Origin of the sequence: Gilliamella sp. Bif1-4 (genome assembly GCF_001690535.1) — a bacterium.
In the GTDB taxonomy this organism is placed as follows: Bacteria; Pseudomonadota; Gammaproteobacteria; order Enterobacterales; family Orbaceae; genus Gilliamella; species Gilliamella bombi.
This window is the reverse complement of sequence record NZ_LZHC01000061.1, coordinates 1-22,948: the sequence shown is the minus strand read 5'-3', so window position 1 is coordinate 22,948 and position 22,948 is coordinate 1. Positions and strand designations below refer to the sequence as shown.

General features: G+C 35.2%; 18 protein-coding genes and 2 rRNA genes. 3 read left to right on the top strand and 17 right to left on the bottom strand.

Annotated features, from left to right (window positions below):
- The first annotated feature begins 63 nt into the window (after positions 1 to 63).
- Entirely contained in the window at positions 64 to 735 is a 672-nt protein-coding gene (mutH, locus tag A9G25_RS08735; RefSeq protein WP_065626603.1) for a DNA mismatch repair endonuclease MutH, read from the top strand.
- A 101-nt stretch (positions 736 to 836) separates the two neighbouring features.
- Here the strand turns inward: mutH and argA are convergent, their stop codons facing one another.
- The 5 genes from argA to aroE all read right to left on the bottom strand — a co-directional run bounded on the left by argA (position 837) and on the right by aroE (position 5,954).
- Entirely contained in the window at positions 837 to 2,165 is a 1,329-nt protein-coding gene (gene argA / locus A9G25_RS08730; protein ID WP_065626602.1) for an amino-acid N-acetyltransferase, read from the bottom strand.
- A 288-nt stretch (positions 2,166 to 2,453) separates the two neighbouring features.
- On the bottom strand, positions 2,454 to 3,653 hold the full coding sequence (locus A9G25_RS08725) for an MFS transporter (RefSeq protein WP_065626601.1): 1,200 nt from the start codon (positions 3,651 to 3,653) through the stop codon (positions 2,454 to 2,456).
- A 244-nt stretch (positions 3,654 to 3,897) separates the two neighbouring features.
- Positions 3,898 to 4,410, bottom strand: coding sequence for a shikimate kinase AroL (gene aroL, locus A9G25_RS08720; protein WP_065626600.1), 513 nt, complete (start codon positions 4,408 to 4,410; stop codon positions 3,898 to 3,900).
- 205 nt (positions 4,411 to 4,615) lie between these two features.
- Positions 4,616 to 4,969 (bottom strand): Aca2/YdiL-like domain-containing protein, encoded by a 354-nt coding sequence (locus tag A9G25_RS08715; RefSeq protein ID WP_065626599.1) that lies wholly within the window; start codon positions 4,967 to 4,969, stop codon positions 4,616 to 4,618.
- Positions 4,970 to 5,123: 154 nt separating this feature from the next.
- Positions 5,124 to 5,954 (bottom strand): shikimate dehydrogenase, encoded by an 831-nt coding sequence (gene aroE, locus A9G25_RS08710; RefSeq protein ID WP_065626598.1) that lies wholly within the window; start codon positions 5,952 to 5,954, stop codon positions 5,124 to 5,126.
- Between the two features lie 491 nt (positions 5,955 to 6,445).
- Here aroE and rpmB point away from each other — a divergent pair, with 491 nt between their 5' ends.
- Entirely contained in the window at positions 6,446 to 6,682 is a 237-nt protein-coding gene (gene rpmB, locus A9G25_RS08705; RefSeq protein WP_034884345.1) for a 50S ribosomal protein L28, read from the top strand.
- A 15-nt stretch (positions 6,683 to 6,697) separates the two neighbouring features.
- Positions 6,698 to 6,865 carry a 50S ribosomal protein L33 gene (rpmG, locus tag A9G25_RS08700; RefSeq protein WP_025314526.1) on the top strand — a complete coding sequence of 56 codons (168 nt, stop codon included), beginning with the start codon at positions 6,698 to 6,700 and terminating at the stop codon, positions 6,863 to 6,865.
- A 926-nt stretch (positions 6,866 to 7,791) separates the two neighbouring features.
- On the opposite strand, the gene gltP is transcribed toward rpmG, so the two are convergent.
- The 12 genes from gltP to A9G25_RS08640 form a co-directional block, all read right to left on the bottom strand.
- Complete coding sequence (gene gltP, locus A9G25_RS08695) at positions 7,792 to 9,102, bottom strand: glutamate/aspartate:proton symporter GltP (RefSeq protein ID WP_065626707.1); 1,311 nt, start codon at positions 9,100 to 9,102, stop codon at positions 7,792 to 7,794.
- A gap of 88 nt (positions 9,103 to 9,190) precedes the next feature.
- On the bottom strand, positions 9,191 to 11,890 hold the full coding sequence (gyrA, locus tag A9G25_RS08690) for a DNA topoisomerase (ATP-hydrolyzing) subunit A (RefSeq protein ID WP_065626597.1): 2,700 nt from the start codon (positions 11,888 to 11,890) through the stop codon (positions 9,191 to 9,193).
- A 97-nt stretch (positions 11,891 to 11,987) separates the two neighbouring features.
- Entirely contained in the window at positions 11,988 to 12,566 is a 579-nt protein-coding gene (locus tag A9G25_RS08685; protein ID WP_034913416.1) for an SIS domain-containing protein, read from the bottom strand.
- Positions 12,567 to 12,582: 16 nt separating this feature from the next.
- On the bottom strand, positions 12,583 to 12,954 hold the full coding sequence (locus tag A9G25_RS08680) for a YraN family protein (RefSeq protein WP_065626596.1): 372 nt from the start codon (positions 12,952 to 12,954) through the stop codon (positions 12,583 to 12,585).
- Positions 12,920 to 14,767, bottom strand: coding sequence for a penicillin-binding protein activator (locus tag A9G25_RS08675; RefSeq protein ID WP_065626595.1), 1,848 nt, complete (start codon positions 14,765 to 14,767; stop codon positions 12,920 to 12,922). Before A9G25_RS08675 ends, A9G25_RS08680 begins: the two co-directional genes overlap by 35 nt.
- A gap of 25 nt (positions 14,768 to 14,792) precedes the next feature.
- Positions 14,793 to 15,875, bottom strand: a complete 1,083-nt coding sequence (gene rlmM / locus A9G25_RS08670) for a 23S rRNA (cytidine(2498)-2'-O)-methyltransferase RlmM (RefSeq protein ID WP_065626594.1) — start codon at positions 15,873 to 15,875, stop codon at positions 14,793 to 14,795.
- Positions 15,876 to 15,922: 47 nt separating this feature from the next.
- On the bottom strand, positions 15,923 to 16,873 hold the full coding sequence (gene lpxL / locus A9G25_RS08665; protein ID WP_065626593.1) for an LpxL/LpxP family Kdo(2)-lipid IV(A) lauroyl/palmitoleoyl acyltransferase: 951 nt from the start codon (positions 16,871 to 16,873) through the stop codon (positions 15,923 to 15,925).
- Between the two features lie 218 nt (positions 16,874 to 17,091).
- The gene (gene thyA / locus A9G25_RS08660; protein ID WP_065626592.1) at positions 17,092 to 17,886 is read right to left on the bottom strand and encodes a thymidylate synthase; all 795 of its coding nucleotides are present in this window, start codon (positions 17,884 to 17,886) and stop codon (positions 17,092 to 17,094) included.
- Entirely contained in the window at positions 17,883 to 18,752 is an 870-nt protein-coding gene (gene lgt / locus A9G25_RS08655) for a prolipoprotein diacylglyceryl transferase (RefSeq protein WP_065626591.1), read from the bottom strand. The genes thyA and lgt overlap by 4 nt, the downstream gene beginning before the upstream one ends.
- Positions 18,749 to 19,321 (bottom strand): RNA pyrophosphohydrolase, encoded by a 573-nt coding sequence (rppH, locus tag A9G25_RS08650; protein WP_065626590.1) that lies wholly within the window; start codon positions 19,319 to 19,321, stop codon positions 18,749 to 18,751. The genes lgt and rppH overlap by 4 nt, the downstream gene beginning before the upstream one ends.
- A 226-nt stretch (positions 19,322 to 19,547) precedes the next feature.
- Positions 19,548 to 19,663 (bottom strand): 5S ribosomal RNA (rrf, locus tag A9G25_RS08645).
- 157 nt (positions 19,664 to 19,820) lie between these two features.
- A 23S ribosomal RNA gene (locus tag A9G25_RS08640) occupies positions 19,821 to 22,720 on the bottom strand.
- Between the last annotated feature and the right edge of the window lie 228 nt (positions 22,721 to 22,948).

The window sequence follows — 22,948 nt, the reverse complement described above, 5'->3', positions numbered from 1 at the left end:
TAAGATTCACAGTCAATATAATTGACTGTGTTTTCTTAACAAGTAAGTTAACTATTTTTTGCCATGCCTATATTTTTTCCTAATAGTGAACAAGAATTATTGCAACGAGCTCAGTTAGCAGCAGGTTATACTTTTGGCGAGATAGCACAATACTTAAACATACCTATACCGAATAATTTAAATAAACAAAAGGGTTGGGTAGGCAATCTTATTGAAACTTTTTTAGGAGCAAATGCTGGTAGTAAAGCTGAGCAAGATTTTGCTAATCTTGGTATAGAGCTTAAAACTATTCCTGTTGATAAACACGGTAAACCACTTGAAACAACCTTTGTTAGTGTCACACCATTAATGGCTAATCATGGCGTTATTTGGGAGACAAGCCATGTCAGATATAAACTTGCAAAAGTGCTTTGGATTCCGATAGAAGGTGAAAGAACTATTCCTCTCGCAAATAGAAAAGTTGGAAAACCTATTATGTGGACACCAACTAAAGAACAAGAACAACAGCTCAAACAAGACTGGGAAGAGTTAATGGATATGATAGCACTAGGGCATGTTGAAAAAATTACCGCTCGATATGGTACTTATTTACAAATTAGACCTAAAGCAGCCAATGGACAAGCTCTTACCAAAGCAATTAGTGAAAATGGTGATATCATTTTAACTCGACCACGTGGATTTTATTTAAAAAAAGCATTTACAATGCAAATTTTAAATACTGTTGTAACATACTAATTTTAATTACTTTTTATAGCTGGCATTAATATCCCATTATTTAATACCTAATTTATAATATTAAAAATTTTAGTTGCTCCCAGATCTATTTTAAATATAGTTCAAAGAATATCAAGCATTAAAATTTTAGAATTTCTTTGATAATTATAAAGTTTTTTCTTTTTAATAGGTAAATCATCTACTTCTGCTGGATTAAAACCTTTTTCTCTAAACCAATGAATACTACGTGTAGTTAAAACAAATATTTTCTCGAGCCCTAGCTGGATTGCTTTTTCTGTTAACTTTTCAATTAAGTCATCTCCTCGAGATGAATTGCGATAATCAGGATGAATAGCTACACAGGCCATTTCTCCCATTTTTTCTTCAGGATATGGATAAAGCGCAGCACAACCAATTGTCATATTATCACGTTCAATAATAGTAAATTTATCGATCTCCATTTCTAACTGCTCACGTGAACGTTTAACCAAAATACCTTGTTCTTCAAGTGGGCGTATGAGTTCTAAAATTCCTCCAATATCGTTAATAGTTGCTAAACGCACTTGTTCAGAATGTTCCATCGCTACTTGTGTTCCAATCCCGTCACGAGAAAATAATTCTTGTAAAATTGAGCCATCAACCAAATAACTTACCAAATGGCTTCGTCTGACTCCACTACGGCATGCTTTAGATGCTGCACGTAAAAAACGTGCTTCACTAGATAAAGGTTTACCTTGCTGCTCTTTTTTGTTGACATAATTATCCGCATCAACAGGATAAAGGTCGGTAATAACACGACCGTTTTCATCAAGTACACCTTGTTCAGCGCAAAAACCAATTAATTTATCCGCTTTTAAGCGAATAGCAACTTCGGTTGCGACATCCTCAGACGCTAAATTGAAGCTTTCACCTGTAACCGAAACCCCAACTGGACCTAATAACACAATTGAGCCACGATCTAGTTGTTCTGCTATAGCCTCGTTGTTTATACGACGAATTTTACCTGTATGACAATAATCAACGCCATCATCTACCCCTAAAGGTTGTGCAATCACAAAATTACCACTTACAACACTGATGTGAGCTCCTTGTAATGGAGTATTATTTAAACTCATTGATAAACTTGCAGTAATATTGAGTTGTAATGAACCAGTAACTTGTTTAATGATGTCTAATGTTATTGCATCTGTAATACGCGTATTTTTATAATATTTAGGTGTGATATTATGATTTTTTAAAGATTCATCAATCTGATTGCGAGCACCATTAACAATAACAAGTTTAATACCTAGACTATAAAGTAAACCAATATCACTGATAATACTTGAATAATTATTACTTTTTAACACTGCGCCTGTGAGCAAAATTACAAATGTTTTACCATGATGTGCATTAATATAAGGTACTGAATGTCTTAAGCCATCAACTAACTTAGTTGTACGTTCTTTCATTTTTACAATCACTTCAAATTGAATGCTTATTCACTTTTTATGTATTTTTATTTATTTTTAGTTTTATGGCAAGCAATATTTTAAGAATCTAATAATAATCTCAAAATTTGTTATTAATAAAAGTTAATGGCTTAAGCTTAATGATTTTTGATTAAGTAATAATGGATTAACAAAATATTGAATTGTTAAATACGTAAATAAATTAAAATGCTATGGGGTGTTAATATCAAAAAAAAGCATGCCATATTGGTATGCCCTCTAACATTATTCCCCTTAAAACATATAAAATTATATTTTTGTTATATCAACGACCTTTTTAAAACGATAAAAGATAATTGAGCCAAGTATTACACTTGATATCGCAATAAAAAAGTCAATTAATATGGCATAACTTACATTGAACATAGCTAATTCTGGTACTATAAGCGGAATGATAACAAACGATAGACCGCTAAAAGTATACATACAACCTACAGCAAGACCTTTTCTTGTTGGGAACATTTGTTGCATAACAACCAAAGTTAATTGAAGTACACCACCTGCCGCAGTAAATCCCATTCCTATTGCGACGATAACACACGCTGCTGGTGAAACATTAAAATAAAAAATAATTAATATCAACGCAGATAAGGCAGGCAAAATAATGATACAAAAGATAGGTTTTAATAGATGCTTGACTACAAAAGCCGTAACAAATACTGAAATAATTGATGCAGTACTATAATAACTAATCAGTTGATTAGCATCAGGTTCACTCATATTAACAGCTCTGATAGCGATAGTTGGCAACCACTGCAAAACAATAACGAATGTTGCTGTTGTTGTAAATCCCATAATAATTAATAAAATACCTTCAAATCCAAAATTAGGTTTTCCAATAAAATAACTTTGTGAGCATTCATTACTTTTAATGGAGGTATCTATATGTGGAAACTGCTTAGGAAGTAAAAACAGTGTATTAACTATTAAATAAGCAACAAAACCGAAAAAAAACCAACCATACCATATTTGGTATTGATGGCAAAAAACAACAATAAATGGAAGAACAAGAGACCCCATTGAAATGAAAGCCTTGATCAATACGCTAGCTGTACCACATGAGTTTGGAAAACATTCTGTTAATGCAGGCATTGAACCAGTATCTAAAAAAGAATTTCCTGCCCCAATAGCAATAGCTAAACAAAAAGCAATATTTATATTAGTACAAAAAGGCATTCCTAGAAAAAAAATAGCATAACAAGCCATACCTAGACAAATAAATAGTTTGCGACCAAATTTATCTGACAATACACCACCAACAAACATTAATAATATTTTTCCAATTCCTATACCCGAAGCAATTTTACCAATGCCGATTAGATCAATATTAAGTTGTTTCGATATATCATTTGAGAATTGCATGATCACAATTAATGCAATACTTTGTATTATATAATTCGCATATATAGATCCAGCAATTCCATAAGAATTGACCTTTCGATTATCCACTTGTCATACTCCATATGTAAAACATAAAATTATAATTCTATTCAATATACAAGTATCAATATTAATCAGAAAGATAGTAAGTATAAATTTGTTACTTAGCTTTTATTTGGTTCTAAAAAACAATAAAGTTTTATTCAAAAATTAAACTTATATAGAATCTTGGTTAAATTTTAAAAATTTATTTTTTCCTATTATTAATAAAAATACCGCTTAAAAAGTGGTATTTTTATTAAAAGAAGTTAAATTAGTTTTGAAGTATTTCAAACATTTTTGCAAGAATCAAACTTTCATCTTGATCAACATTGATCACATGGTGTGCAGCATCATGATATAAAGGTAATCTTTCAGCCAATATCTTTTCCATTTCATCAGAAATAGATAGACCCGTTAGTGATGGTCGTTGAGCAATATTAGGATCTTTCATTAAACGCGCAGCTAATGTTGCCGCAGGTGCAGATAAAAAGATAACTGTACCATTTTGTTTCATAAAATTCCGGTTATGCTCAGCTAATACCATGCCACCACCAGTTGCGATGACACAATTAGGTTTAGTTGTATCAATCAACACCTGGCTCTCTCTTGCTCTAAATCCTTCCCAACCTTCTTTTTCAACAATTTCGGCTACCGTCTTTTGGGTAGTTTCGAGTAAATATCTATCGGTATCAATGAAAGAAAACGATAGCTTATTTGCTAACATCTTTCCCATCGTTGTTTTACCTGCAGCCCGTGCACCAACTAAAAAAATTGTTTTATTCATATAGGGTTTTATCTTTTCAGATTTATAGAATATATTAACCATGCTAGTGATTCGCTCTTATTTTTGCAACAAATTTTTTACATATTATATAACTATATATTTTTTATATAATTAAACAAAACCTCTATAGAATCATCCGTAATGAAATGTTTACAATAACTATAAGGAAGCTTTTAAAACCTAAAAGTCATCTTAATAAAGTTAATTAACATAACTTTTCTAAACCACGGAAATAGAGCTCTGTTGCAATCGATTGATGTAATCGCCATTGAATCACATCAAGATCTAAATTTACCTTTTTGAACTCTTTGTATGTCATAAAATAGCGGATTGTATTACTACCAATACGATCATTAATACTATTTATAATAATATTTATTTTTTCGTTTCTGATTTTTTTTAGTTCTTGCATTGCTTTTCCGACAAACTCTGGGATCGGCTTTGTACCATTTTCCCAATCATGCCATGTATTAATATCTGTTTTGCCAATATATTCACTAGCTTCTGATACTTTTAGCATAAGAAAACGACGATACGCTTGCAATTCTAAGTTAGTCATAAATGCTCCTTATTATAATGCGCTTGATCTATCCAATTAATATATTAACTTTACCTATGCCAACGTAATATAGTTGGCAATAGCAGCTAATTGTATAAACAGTAGAAAATACAACTAATTCCAATTTAACTAGATATGTTTGCCTGTTTGGTAATTAATGTTTAATTAAAGCATCAATTACAGCCTGTTTTGCTCGTTCAGAAAGATCTTTTCCGGTCCAAATTTTAAATTGAGCATTTGCTTGACCAATAAACATTTCACGCCCTGAAATAGATTCCCAGCCAGCTTTTTCTGCTTCTTGTCTAAAACAAGTATTATATGGAGTATAAACAATATCGTAAGCCACACCTTTACCTTTAAACCAAGCTTGTTTATAAGGTGTTTGATTCTCAAATTTACCCGTCATACCTAATGGTGTTGAATTAATAACAATTTGAGCTTCAACTTTGCTACGGTCTTCCCATGAAATAGTTTTAAGGTTGAATTCACTGGCTAATGCCTGAGGTAAATCATTAGCAATATCCGTTACTGTAATATCGGTATAACCAAGTTCCTGTAATCCCACTACAGCTGCACGTGCAGCACCTCCTGCACCAAGTAATAACACTTTTTTGAAATCAGCTGGCAGTTTTTTATTTTGAAGTGGCTCCATGAATCCAATAATATCTGTATTATCCCCACAAAGCTTATCCCCATCCCAATACACCAAATTCGCAGCACCTGCTTTTTTTACATGATCTGTCACTTCATCTAAATAAGGGATGATAGCCTGTTTATGTGGAATAGTGACACATAATCCACGGATATTTAGTAATCTTACTGATTTAAAAAGTGTCGGTATCTCTTCTGGCGGAGTAGGAAAAGGAACTAAAACTGCTGGGATCCCATAATCTTGAAATGACGTAGTATGAATAAGTGGACTCATACTGTGCCCTAAAGGATAACCGATAATGCCATATATACTATATGGCGTGAACTGGTTCATATAATCTCCTTATAAATTGGAAAATTAACACGATATAAATAAAAATCTTAATCAAGCTTATTAAAACATATTTATTATTAAATTAAATCATTTTTTCTAAAATGATGTTAAAGACAGTATATTGTTTTATAATGAATTGTTCGTTATAAGAAAAATTAAGTACTATTACAAAAAATTTTTTACAAAAATTTTATCTATCAGATTGATCCAAAATGGTTTTAATAATTTTTAGGAATTTTGTTTTAACTAATAAAATAAATATTATATGAGTTATACCATTGTAAACTAATTTTATGCATCGGTAAGTAAGATAACACTTGAGAATTTGCGCATAACAGCGTATACTTCGCTACCTCATTATTATGGGTGTAGTGTGAGAGGTTAAACTGCTTCTCAGATAGAACTGCAGTAAACTAAAAGCCTGACGAGGTCAATTCCATTAACATATTACGCCCAGGGCTTAAGCATAGAAATTTCGGAGAATTATTGACATGTCACGAGTATGCCAAGTAACAGGAAAAGGTCCTTTAGTAGGAAATAATCGTTCTCATGCGATGAATGCTACTAAACGTCGTTTTCTACCAAACCTTCAAACTCACCGTTTCTGGATTGAGAGCGAAAAACGTTTTGTAAAATTGCGTGTATCTGCTAAAGGTATGCGTACTATCGATAAAAAGGGTATTGATGCAGTTTTAGCTGAACTTCGTGCCCGTGGTGAAAAGTACTAATAAGGAAACCATATCATGGCTAAAGGTGTACGCGAAAAAATCAGATTAGTTTCTTCTGCTGGTACAGGTCATTTTTATACCACTAGCAAAAATAAAAGAACTATGCCTGAAAAAATGGAGATCAAAAAATACGATCCTGTAGTTCGTCAACATGTTATTTATAAAGAAGCTAAAATTAAATAGTTATCTAATAAATACTGAAAAACCCCGCAAATGCTGGGTTTTTTTATATCGATTTGTAGACAAAATTATCGCTATTTTCAATAAAACATATCTCGTTATCTTCATATTATAAGCATCTAGCATTAGTCATAAATAGTAATATTAACTTATGGGAAAATAACAAGTTGTTTATACTTCATAGCTAAATAATCTCTAAAAACTCAAGATGTTTTCCTGAAATTGCTTAAGCTTTTGTTTTCTATTTTTTGAATCGCTAAATGCTGTATCTCAATAAAAGTGCGTATCCCTATTTCGGTAAGTTTTATGAATTTGTGATTGATACGATGGTAATCGCACATTTTAACAAATAGTTAAAGCGAAGTCTTAAATAATCACCAAATGGTATAGACTCCTGAATATTTTTACAAAAATATAACCTAAAAAATAAACCATTCTGTAAATACCCCATAGTAAGTACAAAACTTATGTAGAAAATTATGTTATTTGTTTTAGTGTTTTCTATTCAATGAGCGTGATATTATTTAATGCCACATGAAACATTTTGTCAGGATAGGTTTTGTTATAACGTTTAGCTTGTCATCTTAATTTTTTTCAATTTAGAACTAAATCAATTACTAGACATAATTTCCACCAATGTAGATCATTATGGTATTGAACATATTGCTTTAGAGGTGAATGATATAGAAAAAGCGCTTAAAAAGTTTAAACAACTAGGTTATGCAATTAATGCAAGACCCAATTATGAAAAAAGAGAACATTGCAAAGTCGATTTCTTTCTGATTAGTGGTCACCAGTGGTAAAAGATTTGAATTTGACATTACTAAATATTTCTTATTTTTATCAATAATTAAATAGATATACTTTGCGTAAAACTACCTGATAAACAGGTAGTTTTTTGGGATAAATTAATCTACATAATTATTTTATCATTTCAAATATTGTTGTTCATAAGCTCTTGCTTTTTTGTCGTCAAAAGCATGTTCCCAACGCGCAATAACAATTGCTGCTAATGCATTACCAACCACATTAACTACTGTTCTACCCATATCTAAAATACGTTCTACCCCCATAATATAACCAATCCCTTCAAGAGGAATACCTACACTACCTAGGGTTGCCGATAAAACAAGAATTGAAGCGCCAGGTACACCTGCAATCCCTTTAGATGCAATCATTAAAGTGATGACAATAATAACCTGATCCAAAATAGTTAAATCTATGTGGAATAACTGTGCTAAAAAGATAACAGTAATACTTTGATAGAGTGTTGAACCGTCAAGATTAAATGAATAGCCTGTAGGAATAACAAAACTAGTTATCGATTTTGGTGCTCCATAAGCTTCCATCTTTTCAATTATTTTAGGCAATGCAGTTTCAGAACTTGCGGTTGAAAATGCAATAACTAATTCTTCTTTCAAAATTTTTAATAATGTAAAAATATTAAATTTGCAAATTTTACAAACAAGCCCTAACACCACTAACGTAAAAATAATCATTGCCGAATAGACGGTTAAAATTAATTTAAGTAGTGGAAGTAAAGATTCAAATCCATATTTAGCAACTGTTACCGTGATAAGTGCAAATACACCAATAGGTGCATAACGCATTATCATATTAGTTACTTTAAACATAGTATCTGAAATTACTTTTAAAAATAAAAGAAAAGGTTCACGTTGTTTATCTGGCAAAGACATTAGGCCTAGACCAAAAAAGACACAAAAGAAAATCACAGGTAAAACAGCACCGTCCGTCATAGCTTTAAAGATATTAGCAGGAATCATATCTAATATCATAACAATTAAACCATGAGGTTTACCGCTTAATTCTTCAGCTGCTTGGGTATACTTACTAATGTCTGTCGTTGCAAGTGTTGAGGAATCAATTCCCGAGCCAGGTGAAAAAATATTTCCCCAAGAAAGACCTAATAAAATAGCAATAGTTGTAATAATTTCAAAATAGAGAATTGTTTTAAAACCTAAGGTCCCTAACCGTTTTGAGCCACCAAGACCTGCAATGCCTAGAGTTAAAGTACTCAGTATAATTGGTAACACAATCATTTTAATTAACCGAATGAAGATATCGCCTGCAGGCTGAAATATATTTACTATTGAAAATTGATAATATGAATGCAAAGGGTGGTTTGTAGCAGAGAGCTCAAATAAATAAGCACCTACGGCAACTCCTAGAATCAAAGCAATCAAAATTTGCCATGCAAGATTTGTTAATATTTTTTTTATTAAAAATAACATCTAATACTATTCCTTTTTACGATTCTCTAAAATAAAAAAGGATTAGCAAAACTAATCCTTTTAGATTATTAAATAATTAATCCTCGGACACTTGAAGTGAATCGTGCCGTTCATTATTTTCCGATGCTTCCGATTCACTTGCGTCATCTTCTGTTTCGGCTATTCGTTGTAATCCCACCACTTTTTCGTTGTCAGCTGTTCGAATAAGCATGACACCTTGAGTGTTACGACCAACAATACTTACCTCTGAAACACGAGTACGAACAAGCGTTCCTGCATCTGTGATTAGCATGATTTGATCGGTTTCATCAACTTGAACTGCGCCAACAACAGTACCATTTCGCTCACTAACTTTGATAGAAATAACACCTTTAGTTGCCCTTGATTTGGTTGGGTATAGTTCTTGCTGAGTACGTTTACCATATCCATTTTGAGTTGCTGTTAAAATTGCGCCACTACCTCTAGGTACAATTAATGAAACCACTTTATCATCGCTATCAAGTTTTATGCCACGTACACCAGCAGCCGTTCTGCCCATACAACGAACTTTATTGGCTGGGAAACGAACAACTTTACCATTAGCAGAGAATAACATAATATCTTCAGTCGTTGAGATTTCACCAATCAGGTTATCATCTTCTGAGTCAATCTCTTCAACAATGGTATCATCATAAAGTTCTTCATCATCAACAATAGCTGAAGGATCATTGCTAGTTAAATCAACGCCAATTAATTCATCATCATCACGTAAATTAATCGCAATAATACCGCCACTTCGTGGACGACTAAATTCAATTAAAGATGTTTTCTTAACTGTACCTTGTGCTGTAGCCATAAATACACAATGTTCATCATCAAATGCTCGAACGGGTAGGATTGCAGTGATTCTTTCATTTTCTTCAAGAGGTAACAAATTAATAATTGGACGACCTCGAGAGCCTCGGCTGGCTTCGGGCAATTGGTAAACTTTCATCCAATATAATCGACCTCGGCTTGAGAAGCAAAGAATCGTATCATGAGTATTAGCAACTAATAGTTTTTCGACAAAGTCTTCTTCTTTGATTTTAGTGGCAGATTTACCTTTACCACCACGACGTTGAGCTTCATAATCTGAAAGTGGTTGATATTTTACATAACCTTGATGGGAAAGAGTAACGACTACATCTTCTTGAGCAATAAGATCTTCAATATTAATATCTGCACTGCTCGCTGTAATTTCTGTTCGTCTAGCATCTTGGAATTGGTCTCGAACACTTTCCAATTCTTCACGAATTACTTCCATCAAACGTTCTGAGCTAGCTAAAATATGCAATAACTCACCAATTTGAAGCAATAATTCTTTGTATTCATCAAGAATTTTTTCATGTTCAAGGCCGGTTAAGCGGTGTAAGCGGAGATCTAAAATCGCTTGAGCTTGCGCTTCTGATAAATAATAATGTCCATCATGAATACCAAACTCTGGAGCTAAATCTTCTGGTCTAGCTGCATCATTACCTGCTTTCTCTAGCATGGACGAAACATTTCCAAGTTGCCAAGCTTGGCTCAATAATTTAGTTTTTGCTTCACTAGGTGTTGCAGCAGCACGAATGAGCTCAATGATAGGATCAATATTGGCAAGTGCAATTGCTAAACCTTCTAATACATGAGCTCGTTCGCGTGCTTTGCGTAATTCATAAATGGTTCGACGAGTTACAACTTCTCGTCGATGAAGCACAAAAGCTTCTATCATTTCGCGTAAATTTAGGAGTTTTGGTTGACCTTTATGTAAAGCCACCATATTGATACCAAATGAAACTTGTAATTGAGTCAAAGAGAAAAGGTTATTTAATACAACTTCACCAACAGCATCGCGTTTAATTTCAATGACTATGCGCATACCGTCTTTATCTGATTCATCACGTAATGCCGAAATACCTTCTATTTTTTTATCTTTAACTAATTCTGCAATTTTTTCGATCAGTTTTTTCTTATTAACCTGATACGGTATCTCATTAACAATAATGGTCTCACGTCCACTATGATCATCAACTTCTATGGTAGCTTTAGAGCGAATATAAATAATACCACGACCTGTGCGATACGCGTTTTCGATACCTTTTCGACCATTAATTAATGCTGCTGTTGGAAAATCTGGCCCATGGATATACTCCATTAAACCATCGACTGAAATATTTTCGTCTTCAATAAAAGCCAAGCAACCATTGATAACTTCAGAGAGATTGTGTGGAGGAATGTTAGTTGCCATACCAACAGCAATCCCTGACGCGCCATTAATTAATAAGTTAGGAATTCGTGTTGGTAACACATCTGGAATCATTTCTGAACCATCGTAATTAGGTGAAAAATCAACTGTCTCTTTATCTAGATCCGTTAATAATGCTCCCGCAAACTTTTGCATACGAATTTCAGTATAACGCATCGCAGCAGCTGAATCGCCATCAACAGAACCAAAGTTACCTTGACCATCAACCAACATATAACGTAATGAGAATGGTTGAGCCATACGTACAATTGTGTCATAAACTGCTGAATCACCATGTGGATGGTATTTACCGATTACATCCCCAACAACACGAGCAGACTTCCTATAAGGTTTATTCCAATCATATCCGGCTTCATGCATAGCAAATAAAACGCGCCGGTGAACAGGCTTTAAACCGTCACGGACATCAGGTAAGGCGCGCCCAACAATGACAGACATTGCATAGTCAAGATAAGAAGATTTTAATTCATCTTCTATATTAACGGGGGTTATTTCTTTGGCTAGTTCGGTCATAACACCATGTACTCTTATTAATTTAAGTCATCAAAATAGTTCACAATTATAGCATAAAATCACTATTAATGCAGAATTAAACCGTCTTTATTTCAGCTTATTTACTGTGAATAAATAGCCTATTCTCGATTAATTGGCACAAACAATTTAGAATCATAGCGTGCATTTCGTATGCCATCACTTTTTTGTAAGACGGAATTCTAATTTCAATATCATTCTGGCCTAATAAGCCAATAACTTCACCACCATCAAAAGCAGTTAATGCAACAATTTTCATATCTTTAATTACCGCTTCTTGAACAGCACGAATGATAGATCGGCTATTCCCTTGGCAAGTTGCTATAATTAAAACATCACTTTGTTGTCCTAATGCTTGAATTTGACGAGCATAAATTTCCTCATGATTAGCTATAGCACTCAATAAAACATTGTCTGATACTAAAGCCATTGCAGGAATACTTGGCCTTTCAATATTAATACTGGTGATTAAACGTGAAGTAAAGCTTTGTACATTAGCTGCGGATGGACCATTACCACAACTCATAATTTTATTGCCATTAAGTAAACTATCGACAATAATATTTGCGGCCTTTTCAATAGAATAACCAAGTGATTCCGCCATCACGATTTGAGTTTGAATACTTTCAGTAAAATAATTTTTAATTAAATCTTGCACGCTTTTCACCTAAAAATTAAAATGCATTAATAATCCATTTTTGACTGTTACCTGTAATAGCAAAAACATCAAATCTAAACTCTGTATCTTCGATATTTAAATTTTGCGCTATCATCCATTGTTGGGCAGCCTGCCTAATTTTATTTTGTTTATTTAGTGTAACGGTCATCTCCGCATCACCAAAGTTAGCATTTTTTCGATAACGTACTTCAATAAAAACAAGACATTTATTATCAAGCATAATTAAATCAAGCTCGCCAAAGCGAAATTGGCTATTATGTGCAAGAAGTATAAGTCCTTGCTTAAGTAAATATTGGCAAGCTATATTTTCATAATGCTCGCCAATTTGTTTTTTATTCGCTTTTTGAATCAGATTTATCTTCGCCATAAATATATTGCTGCCAAGAGAGTGCACGTGTCACTTCGCATTGATCACTTGTTGATAATTTACCTGTCATACCATCTAAAAAATTAGGTTGATATGAATTAAGTTGATTAAAACGATTTGTTAGTCTCCACGCATCAATGCCCATTGCATACAGGCGAATTAATGAATAATCTTTCTGAATGTTGCTAGGTATATTTGTATTTTCCTTATCCATTTGATTTATAACCATAGGGATATCTGCATATTCAGTTTTATTCATATCATAATTAAAGTCATTAGAAGCATTAGCTACATGACTTTTAGAACTTGAATAAAGTGTAACCGCAGATGAATTTCCAATAGTTTTATTTGCACCCATATCAAGCATTGGCTTTATCAACGTCAATTCATCATACGAAGAATAAACATAAATAGCATCAAATCCATCCGATACCATTCCCTCTGATAACGTTTCATCTATCAAAATAGGATTTCCTGCAAGACTAATCCCTATGTTACGATTCATATTGGCGCTTAGTGTTTGAGTGTTACCAAAGTATTGTACGTAAGCTTGTGAACTATTTGTTGACAATTGCGACCACTGTGCAGCAAAACTTTGTGCAACACGTTTACCTAAATCAGTTTGTGGTACTAATAGTAATGGTTTTATTTTATTTTGAGAATAAATATGGTCTGCCGCATCTTTTGCTTCATCTTCAGGAGATAAAGCAAAATAACACATTTTATTTGCAGACGCAGTAGTGTTATCAACCTTATTCAAGGCTAAGACAGGAATAGCTGGCTCTAGTGATTTTAATTCAATAACTTCTTTTTTTAATAAAGGACCTACAATTAACTCAACATTTTGTTCCTGTGCTTGCTGAATTAAAGTATTCATTGGCGCACTAGTTGTATCAAGTATAACCACATTTTGTTGTGGTTCTCGTGGAAAAAACTTAATTCCATCCATGTAACCTTGACGAATTGTTTCACCAAATATACGTGAAGAGCTATTTAATGGTAACAATAATGCAACTTTTTTTGCATTAGCATCAACAGCAAGTGTTTGTTCTCCAGTTAATATCGAGATAACCTCTTTTGCAGGATGATCTGGATATTGTATAGCCCAATTGTTGATAGCTTGTTTTAATAACTGTTTTTGATTTTCGGATTTTTCGGCAATAATTTCTGGTGTATCATCATCTTGTGGAGTGGGTGCTTTACTCGCATTTTGGTAAGCATAAGCTAAATCAACCCAACCTTGTAATGTAGTTTCATTTTCATCAACTAAAATTTTGCGGATTTTACCAGATTTTAATTTACGGAAAAAATTCCATGTATTATTTAATAATTGCCTTTTTTCGATTTCTGATACATATTTTTCTAATTGGAGATAATCGTGGGCTTGAGCATTAATATCTTTACCATTTATATCCAAACCCAATTTAATAATGTAGTAACGATACAGCTGTGAATTAGACAAATTTTCAATAATGAATTGATTCAGATCAAATGATTTCCTTTTTTTTACAGCAATTTGACCCTCTGATAATAACTTTTCTTTTTGTTGCTCATCATTAAGTTTGGGTGGTAAATTTGATAATAATGTAGTTGCTTGTGAAAATTTATTTTCTTTTATTAATGCACGAATAGCTAATAATTGCCAATTAACTTTATCTGTTCCAGAACTATTATCTGCTTGTGAAAGATAATAACTAGAATTTTTGTTATCATCAAAGTTAAGAGATTTCTCTGAATTTCCTAAAGTACAACATACCAAAAATGTAAATAATGGTATTGTCAATATAGCATAAAAGTAACGTTTCAAGTTCATACCTACTCTCTTATATATAATTTTGTTATCCCCAAATTCGTTGTACATGAACCGTAATTTCTTCTCGATCATGATAAAGCTGTTTTGCTTGAATTTGTACGTTGATTTTTTTATTATTTAAGTCTTTATTTAACGAATATAGATTTTGTTTTACTTCTTCATAACGTTTTTTCATTGGTAATTTGAGGTTAAAAATAGCCTCTCTACACCAACCATTAATTAACCATGTGGCTATTAATTCTGTCACTTTAGCTGGTTTTTCAACCATATCGCAAACCAACCAATAAATGTTATGCTTTTTAGGTATAAATTTAAAGCCATCTTCCCGATAATGTTTAACTTGTCCAGTTTCCATCAATTTTTCATCCATAGGTCCATTATCAATGGCATAAACCATCATACTTCTTTTAACTAGTTGATAAGTCCAACCTCCAGGACAAGCACCCAAGTCAACAGCGTTTAAACCACCTTTTAATCGCTCCTCCCACTCATCATAAGGAATAAAAATATGGAAGGCTTCTTCTAATTTTAATGTAGAACGGCTTGGTGCATCAGAGGGAAATTTTAATCTTGGAATTCCCATATAAAAAGGTGAATTATTTTGACTCAGTGAATAACCAACATAACAACTGGTATTACTGATAAAAAATAAGTGAACAATGGGTCTTGATGGATTCTCAATTTTTAATAAAATACGTTTACTTCTTAATGCTTGACGAAGCGGCACTGTAAATTTACGACAAAAGCCAGAAAGCGCTTTACCTTCATTTGTATCAGCAACCTCAACACGTAGATCGCCAGCTTTATCAATACATCCTGATAATGCATCAATGATTGGAGAAATACGATCACCTGTAGGTAAATCAACTAATAGATCACCTGCTACAAACATTTGCCGTGCAAAAATTAGTGTTCGGAAATCTAAATTTTTTATTAATAATTGTGCATCATCATCTTGATAGCATTCAAAAACAACATAACCACTGTTTTCTTTAACTTTAGCAAAGCCATATACTTCTTTCTGAGCAGCTTTATCTGTAATTTCGTTAGCACACTCTTTTTCAAATCCACAACGGCAATAGAGAATAATTTTGTTTAGTTTTTGCATATTGTAATTTTTTACTCTTTCAACAGAAGCTATAAAAAATATTCATATTAATCAGATTGAACATTATCAGTATATAAAGGTGCATCACCTTTTGGACGAGTTTTAAATCTTCGATGTAACCACATATATTGCTCAGGTGCTTTTAGAATTTCTTGTTCAATCGCTTTGTTCATAAAAGTAGCAGCAAGTACATCATCATCAATTGGATAGCCTTCAAGCGCTGATGTTACATAAACAGTGTAACGATCATCTTTCTCACGCTTAGGAGTAAATGGTATAATAGCTGGCTGAGCTAATTTCACTAATATACGCGTGCCTACAGTTGTTGCAGCTTTTTTTACTGAAAATAGAGGCGCAAATACACTATTTTTAGGACCATAATCATGATCTGGCGCATACCAAAGTAATTCACCATTTTTTAGTGCGCGGATCATCCCCTTAGTATTATGCCGATCGAGCATATATTTATTTGATTTAAGTCGTCCTTTAAGCTGAACATAATCCATTACAGGATTATCATTTGGACGGTACACACCTACTCCTGGGTGATTCATTCCTAAGATGCGAGCACCTAGCTCTAATGTTAAAAAATGAATGCCAATGAGTAAAACACCTTGACCTGATTGTTGAACTTTTGTGATATGAAAATCGTCAACAATAGAAACTTTTTTAGCAAGCCGTTTATCAGACCAAAACCATGCCATACCGGTTTCAAAAATTGCTAAACCTGTTGAAATAAAATTCTCACGCAACATCTGATCACGTTCAGATTGTGTTTTTTCAGGAAAACAGAGTTTAAGATTTTGCCTAGCCGTTTCTTTACGTTTACCAATTAATTTCATCGAAAGCAAACCTAACCCTTTTCCCAATTGATAAATGATTGGATATGGTAATAAAACGATTAAATATAAAATACCAATACCAAACCACGTTAACCAATAACGGGGGTGTAATAAACTTTTAGTAAAAATAGGGCGAATTTCTTGATTTTGACTCATATTAAGATTAAATTATTATTAATAAGACAGTTGCTTATTATATCTTATTTTTCGGGAGCATAAAATAAACAAAGCCTAAGGACGTTATACCATTATTCTGTGACTAATTTTGTTATCAATTTATATTTAAGTAGTTCACAGTTAAAACTATTAGCTATTCTTAAAATTATCTATTTTTATACTGAAACACATAGTTACCTGAAACTTTTTAACAAAAATTAAACAGCAACAGGCGCTTTGATTGCTGGATGTGGTTCGTAACCAACAATTTCAAAATCCTCAAATTTATAATCAAAAATTGTTGGAGGTTTACGTTTAATAACTAATTTTGGCAATACTTTTGGTTCACGGCTTAATTGCAGATGAGCTTGTTCCATATGATTAGAATAAAGATGTGTATCACCACCAGTCCACACAAAATCACCTACTTGTAATTCACATTGCAGAGCAATTATGTAAACTAATAAAGAATAGCTGGCTATATTAAATGGCAATCCTAAAAATACGTCACAAGAACGTTGATAAAGTTGACAAGAAAGTTTGCCATTTGCGACATAAAATTGGAAGAAAGCATGACACGGTGCTAATGCCATTTGATCTAATTCTCCAACATTCCAAGCAGAAACAATCATACGTCTAGAGTCAGGCTCATTCTTAATTTGATCAATTAATTGTGAAATCTGATCTATCTGGCGACCATCAGCCGCTCCCCATGCTCGCCATTGTTTACCATAAACAGGACCTAAATCACCATTTTCATCAGCCCATTCATTCCAAATAGTTACCTTATTGTCTTGAAGATACTTAACATTTGTATCCCCCTTCAAAAACCAAAGCAATTCATGAATAATTGAACGTAAATGACACTTTTTAGTCGTAACAAGAGGAAAACCTTCTTGTAAATTAAACCGCATTTGATGCCCAAAAATAGATAGCGTTCCAGTGCCCGTTCGATCTGATTTTGGTGTACCTTCATCTAAAATTTTTTTCATTAACGCTAAATATTGTTTCATTGTGTTTTTGCCTTATTATTAAATCTATATGCAAATAAAAGAATAAAAATACCACCAATAATCATTGGTAGACATAATATTTGTCCCATACTGATAATATTTAAAAATAAGCCTAACTGCTCATCTGGTTGTCTAAAAAATTCTATAACAAATCTAAATAAACCATAGCAAAATAAAAATAAGCCAGATACAGAGCCAGTAGGTCTTGGTTTTCGAATAAAAATATTTAAAATAATAAACAGTACTATTCCCTCAAACACCATTTCATAAAGCTGTGAAGGATGCCTTGGTAAAATACCATTTAATTGGGAATAAAGTGAAAACCACTCTGGATGAAACTGAACAAACATAAAATCGGCATGTGATGATGTTGGAAATAACATACCAATAGATGAATCAGTTACTCTCCCCCAAAGTTCTCCATTAATAAAATTACCAAATCGTCCAAACATCAAACCAATAGGGACAAGTGGTGCAACAAAGTCACCTATTTGCATAAAAGTTTTCTTTGTCCCCTTTGCAAAAATAGCAATAACGCAAATCGCACCAATTAAACCACCATGAAAAGACATACCGCCTTCCCAGACTTTAAATAAAATTATAGGATCTTTGATAAAAGCTTCTAAATTATAAAAGAAGACATAGCCTAAACGGCCTCCAATAAAAAGACCTAAAAACCCCCAAAACAATAAATTTTCAACTTGTTGTGATGTCCATTGGCTATTTGGTTTATCAGCACGACGCTTAGCCAAATAAAGTGCACCCAGCACTCCAAATAAATACATTGCACCATACCAATGAAGTGATACCGGACCAATGGAGAAAGCTATTGGATCGAAATTAGGGAATTGTAAATATTGATTCATTTTTTATTACGCTTTTTATTTTTCCGTTTATTAGCAAAGAAATTAAATCGTTTCTTTTTAGAAATATTAGTTACTGATGTCTCTATTTCAGACTGTATATCAAACACAGGTAAAGAAAATTCCTTCATTGCCTTTCTATAGACATCTCGTTTAAATGCAATCACCTGTCGAATGGGATACCAATAACTAACCCATTTCCAATCATCAAATTCAGGAGCTGAGGATGTATTGAGATTAATGACTGATACATCAGATATTAATTCTAATAAAAACCATTTTTGTTTTTGCCCAATACAAACTGGCTGATTTTCCCAACGAATCATCCTTTTGGGTAACTTATATCGTAACCAACCATTAGTAACGGATAAAATTTTCACATCTTTTGATGATAAACCAACTTCTTCGTTTAATTCGCGAAACATTGCCTGCTCAGGCGTTTCGTTTTGTTTTATTCCGCCCTGAGGAAATTGCCAAGAATTTTGCCCATACCGACGAGCCCAAAGTACTTGACCATACCTGTTACAAATAACTATTCCTACATTCGGACGGTAGCCATCATTATCGATCACTGACTACCTCAAAAAATTTTCCTTGTATAGCTGAATTGTTTCATACATACAGCAAGAAATAAATAAAAAATAATTGCAAAGTGGCAAATACCTTCTTTTTTTGACTGTTTTTTATACTAATTAATATTTATTACTGCATTAATTAATTTTCAATAATCAAAATGATATTTAATAAATATTCCAAAAGCAAAAAGCCCAGCATTACTGCTGGGCTCTATATATAAAAGTCTGGCGGCACCCTACTCTCACATGGGTAATACCCACACTACCATCGGCACTACGGCGTTTCACTTCTGAGTTCGGCATGGGGTCAGGTGGGACCACCGCGCTATTACCGCCAGACATATTCTGTTCTCTCTTTCTTAATTGCTGTCCATTATCTCATATCAACAACAATCACTCAATTCGGAACAAACTGTTTTTTCAATCTCTATTCTCTTTTCGATGATTTTCTCATCTAGGAATAACTTCTGCGTAACCCAAAACAACTCCGAGTTGTAAGGTTAAGACTCTCGGTTCATTAGTATCAGTTAGCTCAATGTATCACTACACTTACACACCTGACCTATCTACGTCTTAGTCTCAAACGGACCTTACTGAATCTCTTCAGGGAAAACTCATCTCAAGGCTAGTTTCGTGCTTAGATGCTTTCAGCACTTATCTATTCCGCACGTAGCTACCGGGCAATGCAATTGGCATCACAACCCGAACACCAGCGGTGCGTTCACTTCGGTCCTCTCGTACTAGAAGCAAACCCTCTCAATTTTCCTACGCCCATGGCAGATAGGGACCGAACTGTCTCACGACGTTCTAAACCCAGCTCGCGTACCACTTTAAACGGCGAACAGCCGTACCCTTGGGACCTACTTCAGCCCCAGGATGTGATGAGCCGACATCGAGGTGCCAAACACCGCCGTCGATATGAACTCTTGGGCGGTATCAGCCTGTTATCCCCGGAGTACCTTTTATCCGTTGAGCGATGGCCCTTCCATTCAGAACCACCGGATCACTATGACCTACTTTCGTACCTGCTCGAGCCGTCACTCTCGCAGTCAAGCTAGCTTTTGCCATTGCACTAACCTCCTGATGTCCGACCAGGATTAGCTAACCTTCGTGCTCCTCCGTTACTCTTTGGGAGGAGACCGCCCCAGTCAAACTACCCACCAGACAGTGTCCCTTACCTCGATTCAGAAGTATAGGTTAGAACATCAAACATTAAAGGGTGGTATTTCAAGGTCGACTCCACACACACTGGCGTGCGTGCTTCTTTGCCTCCCACCTATCCTACACATTAAGGCTCAATGTTCACTGTCAAGCTATAGTAAAGGTTCACGGGGTCTTTCCGTCTTGCCACGGGTACACCGCATCTTCACGGCAATTTCAATTTCACTGAGTCTCGGGTGGAGACAGCCTGGCCATCATTACGCCATTCGTGCAGGTCGGAACTTACCCGACAAGGAATTTCGCTACCTTAGGACCGTTATAGTTACGGCCGCCGTTTACTGGGGCTTCGATCAGGAGCTTCTGCATGCGCATAACCCCATCAATTAACCTTCCAGCACCGGGCAGGCGTCACACCGTATACGTCCACTTTCGTGTTTGCACAGTGCTGTGTTTTTATTAAACAGTTGCAGCCAGCTGGTATCTTCGACTGATTTCACCTACGTCCGCACGGGATTTCAATTACATATCAGCGTGCCTTCTCCCGAAGTTACGGCACCATTTTGCCTAGTTCCTTCACCCGAGTTCTCTCAAGCGCCTGAGTATTCTCTACCTGACCACCTGTGTCGGTTTCGGGTACGATTACCTATAACCTGAAGCTTAGAGGATTTTCCTGGAAGCAGGGCATCAATTACTTCACTGCCTTAGCAGCTCGTCATCACGCCTCAGAGTTTTAGTGACCGGATTTGCCTAATCACACCCCTACACGCTTAACCCACCATCCAATAGGTGGTAAACCTAGCCTTCTTCGTCACCCCATCGCAGTTATAGCCAGTACGGGAATATTAACCCGTTTCCCATCAGATACGCCCTTCGGCCTCTCCTTAGGGGTCGACTCACCCTGCCCCGATTAACGTTGGACAGGAACCCTTGGTCTTCCGGCGAGCGGGCTTTTCACCCGCTTTATCGTTACTTATGTCAGCATTCGCACTTCTGATACCTCCAGCATGCCTCACAACACACCTTCTACGGCTTACAGAACGCTCCCCTACCCAATACACTTGCGTGCACTGCCGCAGCTTCGGTGCATAGTTTTAGCCCCGTTACATCTTCCGCGCAGGCCGACTCGACTAGTGAGCTATTACGCTTTCTTTAAATGATGGCTGCTTCTAAGCCAACATCCTAGCTGTCTAAGCCTTCCCACTTCGTTTCCCACTTAACTATGACTTTGGGACCTTAGCTGGCGGTCTGGGTTGTTTCCCTCTTCACGACGAACGTTAGCACCCGCCGTGTGTCTCCCATGATTCAACTTGTCAGTATTCGGAGTTTGCATCGGGTTGGTAAGCCGGGATGGCCCCCTAGCCGAAACAGTGCTCTACCCCCAACAGTCACTCATGAGGCGCTACCTAAATAGCTTTCGGGGAGAACCAGCTATCTCCCGGTTTGATTGGCCTTTCACCCCCAGCCACAGGTCATCCGCTAATTTTTCAACATTAGTCGGTTCGGTCCTCCAGTTAGTGTTAACCAACCTTCAACCTGCCCATGGCTAGATCACCGGGTTTCGGGTCTATACCCTGCAACTTAACGCACAGTTAATACTCGGTTTCCCTTCGGCTCCCCTATTCGGTTAACCTTGCTACAGAATATAAGTCGCTGACCCATTATACAAAAGGTACGCAGTCACTATTACCCAACGGTAACAGCTCCCACTGATTGTACGTACACGGTTTCAGGGTCTATTTCACTCCCCTCCCGGGGTTCTTTTCGCCTTTCCCTCACGGTACTGGTTCACTATCGGTCAATCAGGAGTATTTAGCCTTGGAGGATGGTCCCCCCTTCTTCAGACAGGATATCACGTGTCCCGCCCTACTCTATAAGCTTCCACATAACGTACCTTCGTGTACGGGACTTTCACCCTCTATCGTGCGACTTTCCAAACGCTTCCACTAATACTTTATGCTACCCGCTTGGGCTGCTCCCCTTTCGCTCGCCGCTACTCAGGGAATCTCGGTTGATTTCTTTTCCTCGGGGTACTTAGATGTTTCAGTTCTCCCGGTTCGCCTCATCTAACTATGAATTCATTAGATGATAGTGTGGTTACCCACACTGGGTTTCCCCATTCGGACATCGACGGCTATTACGCTTTTTATCAGCTTACCGTCGCTTTTCGCAGATTAACACGTCCTTCTTCGCCTCTGATTGCCTAGGCATCCACCGTGTACGCTTAATTTCTTAACCTTACAACTCACAGTTGTCTTAGTTTAAATTACGCTTTCTTCTCTTTCTTACTTATTCTCTTTTTGTTTAGATTATTCAATTGAAGTTCAACAAACCTCAACTCAATCTATAATAAAAAGCTTTTCATAAAAACGAGAACTCGTTTCTTTCAGCTTGTTCCTAATTGTTAAAGAGCTTTATCTTTCTATTCACTTAAACCACTAAATCAAGTAAATACAAACATAATTT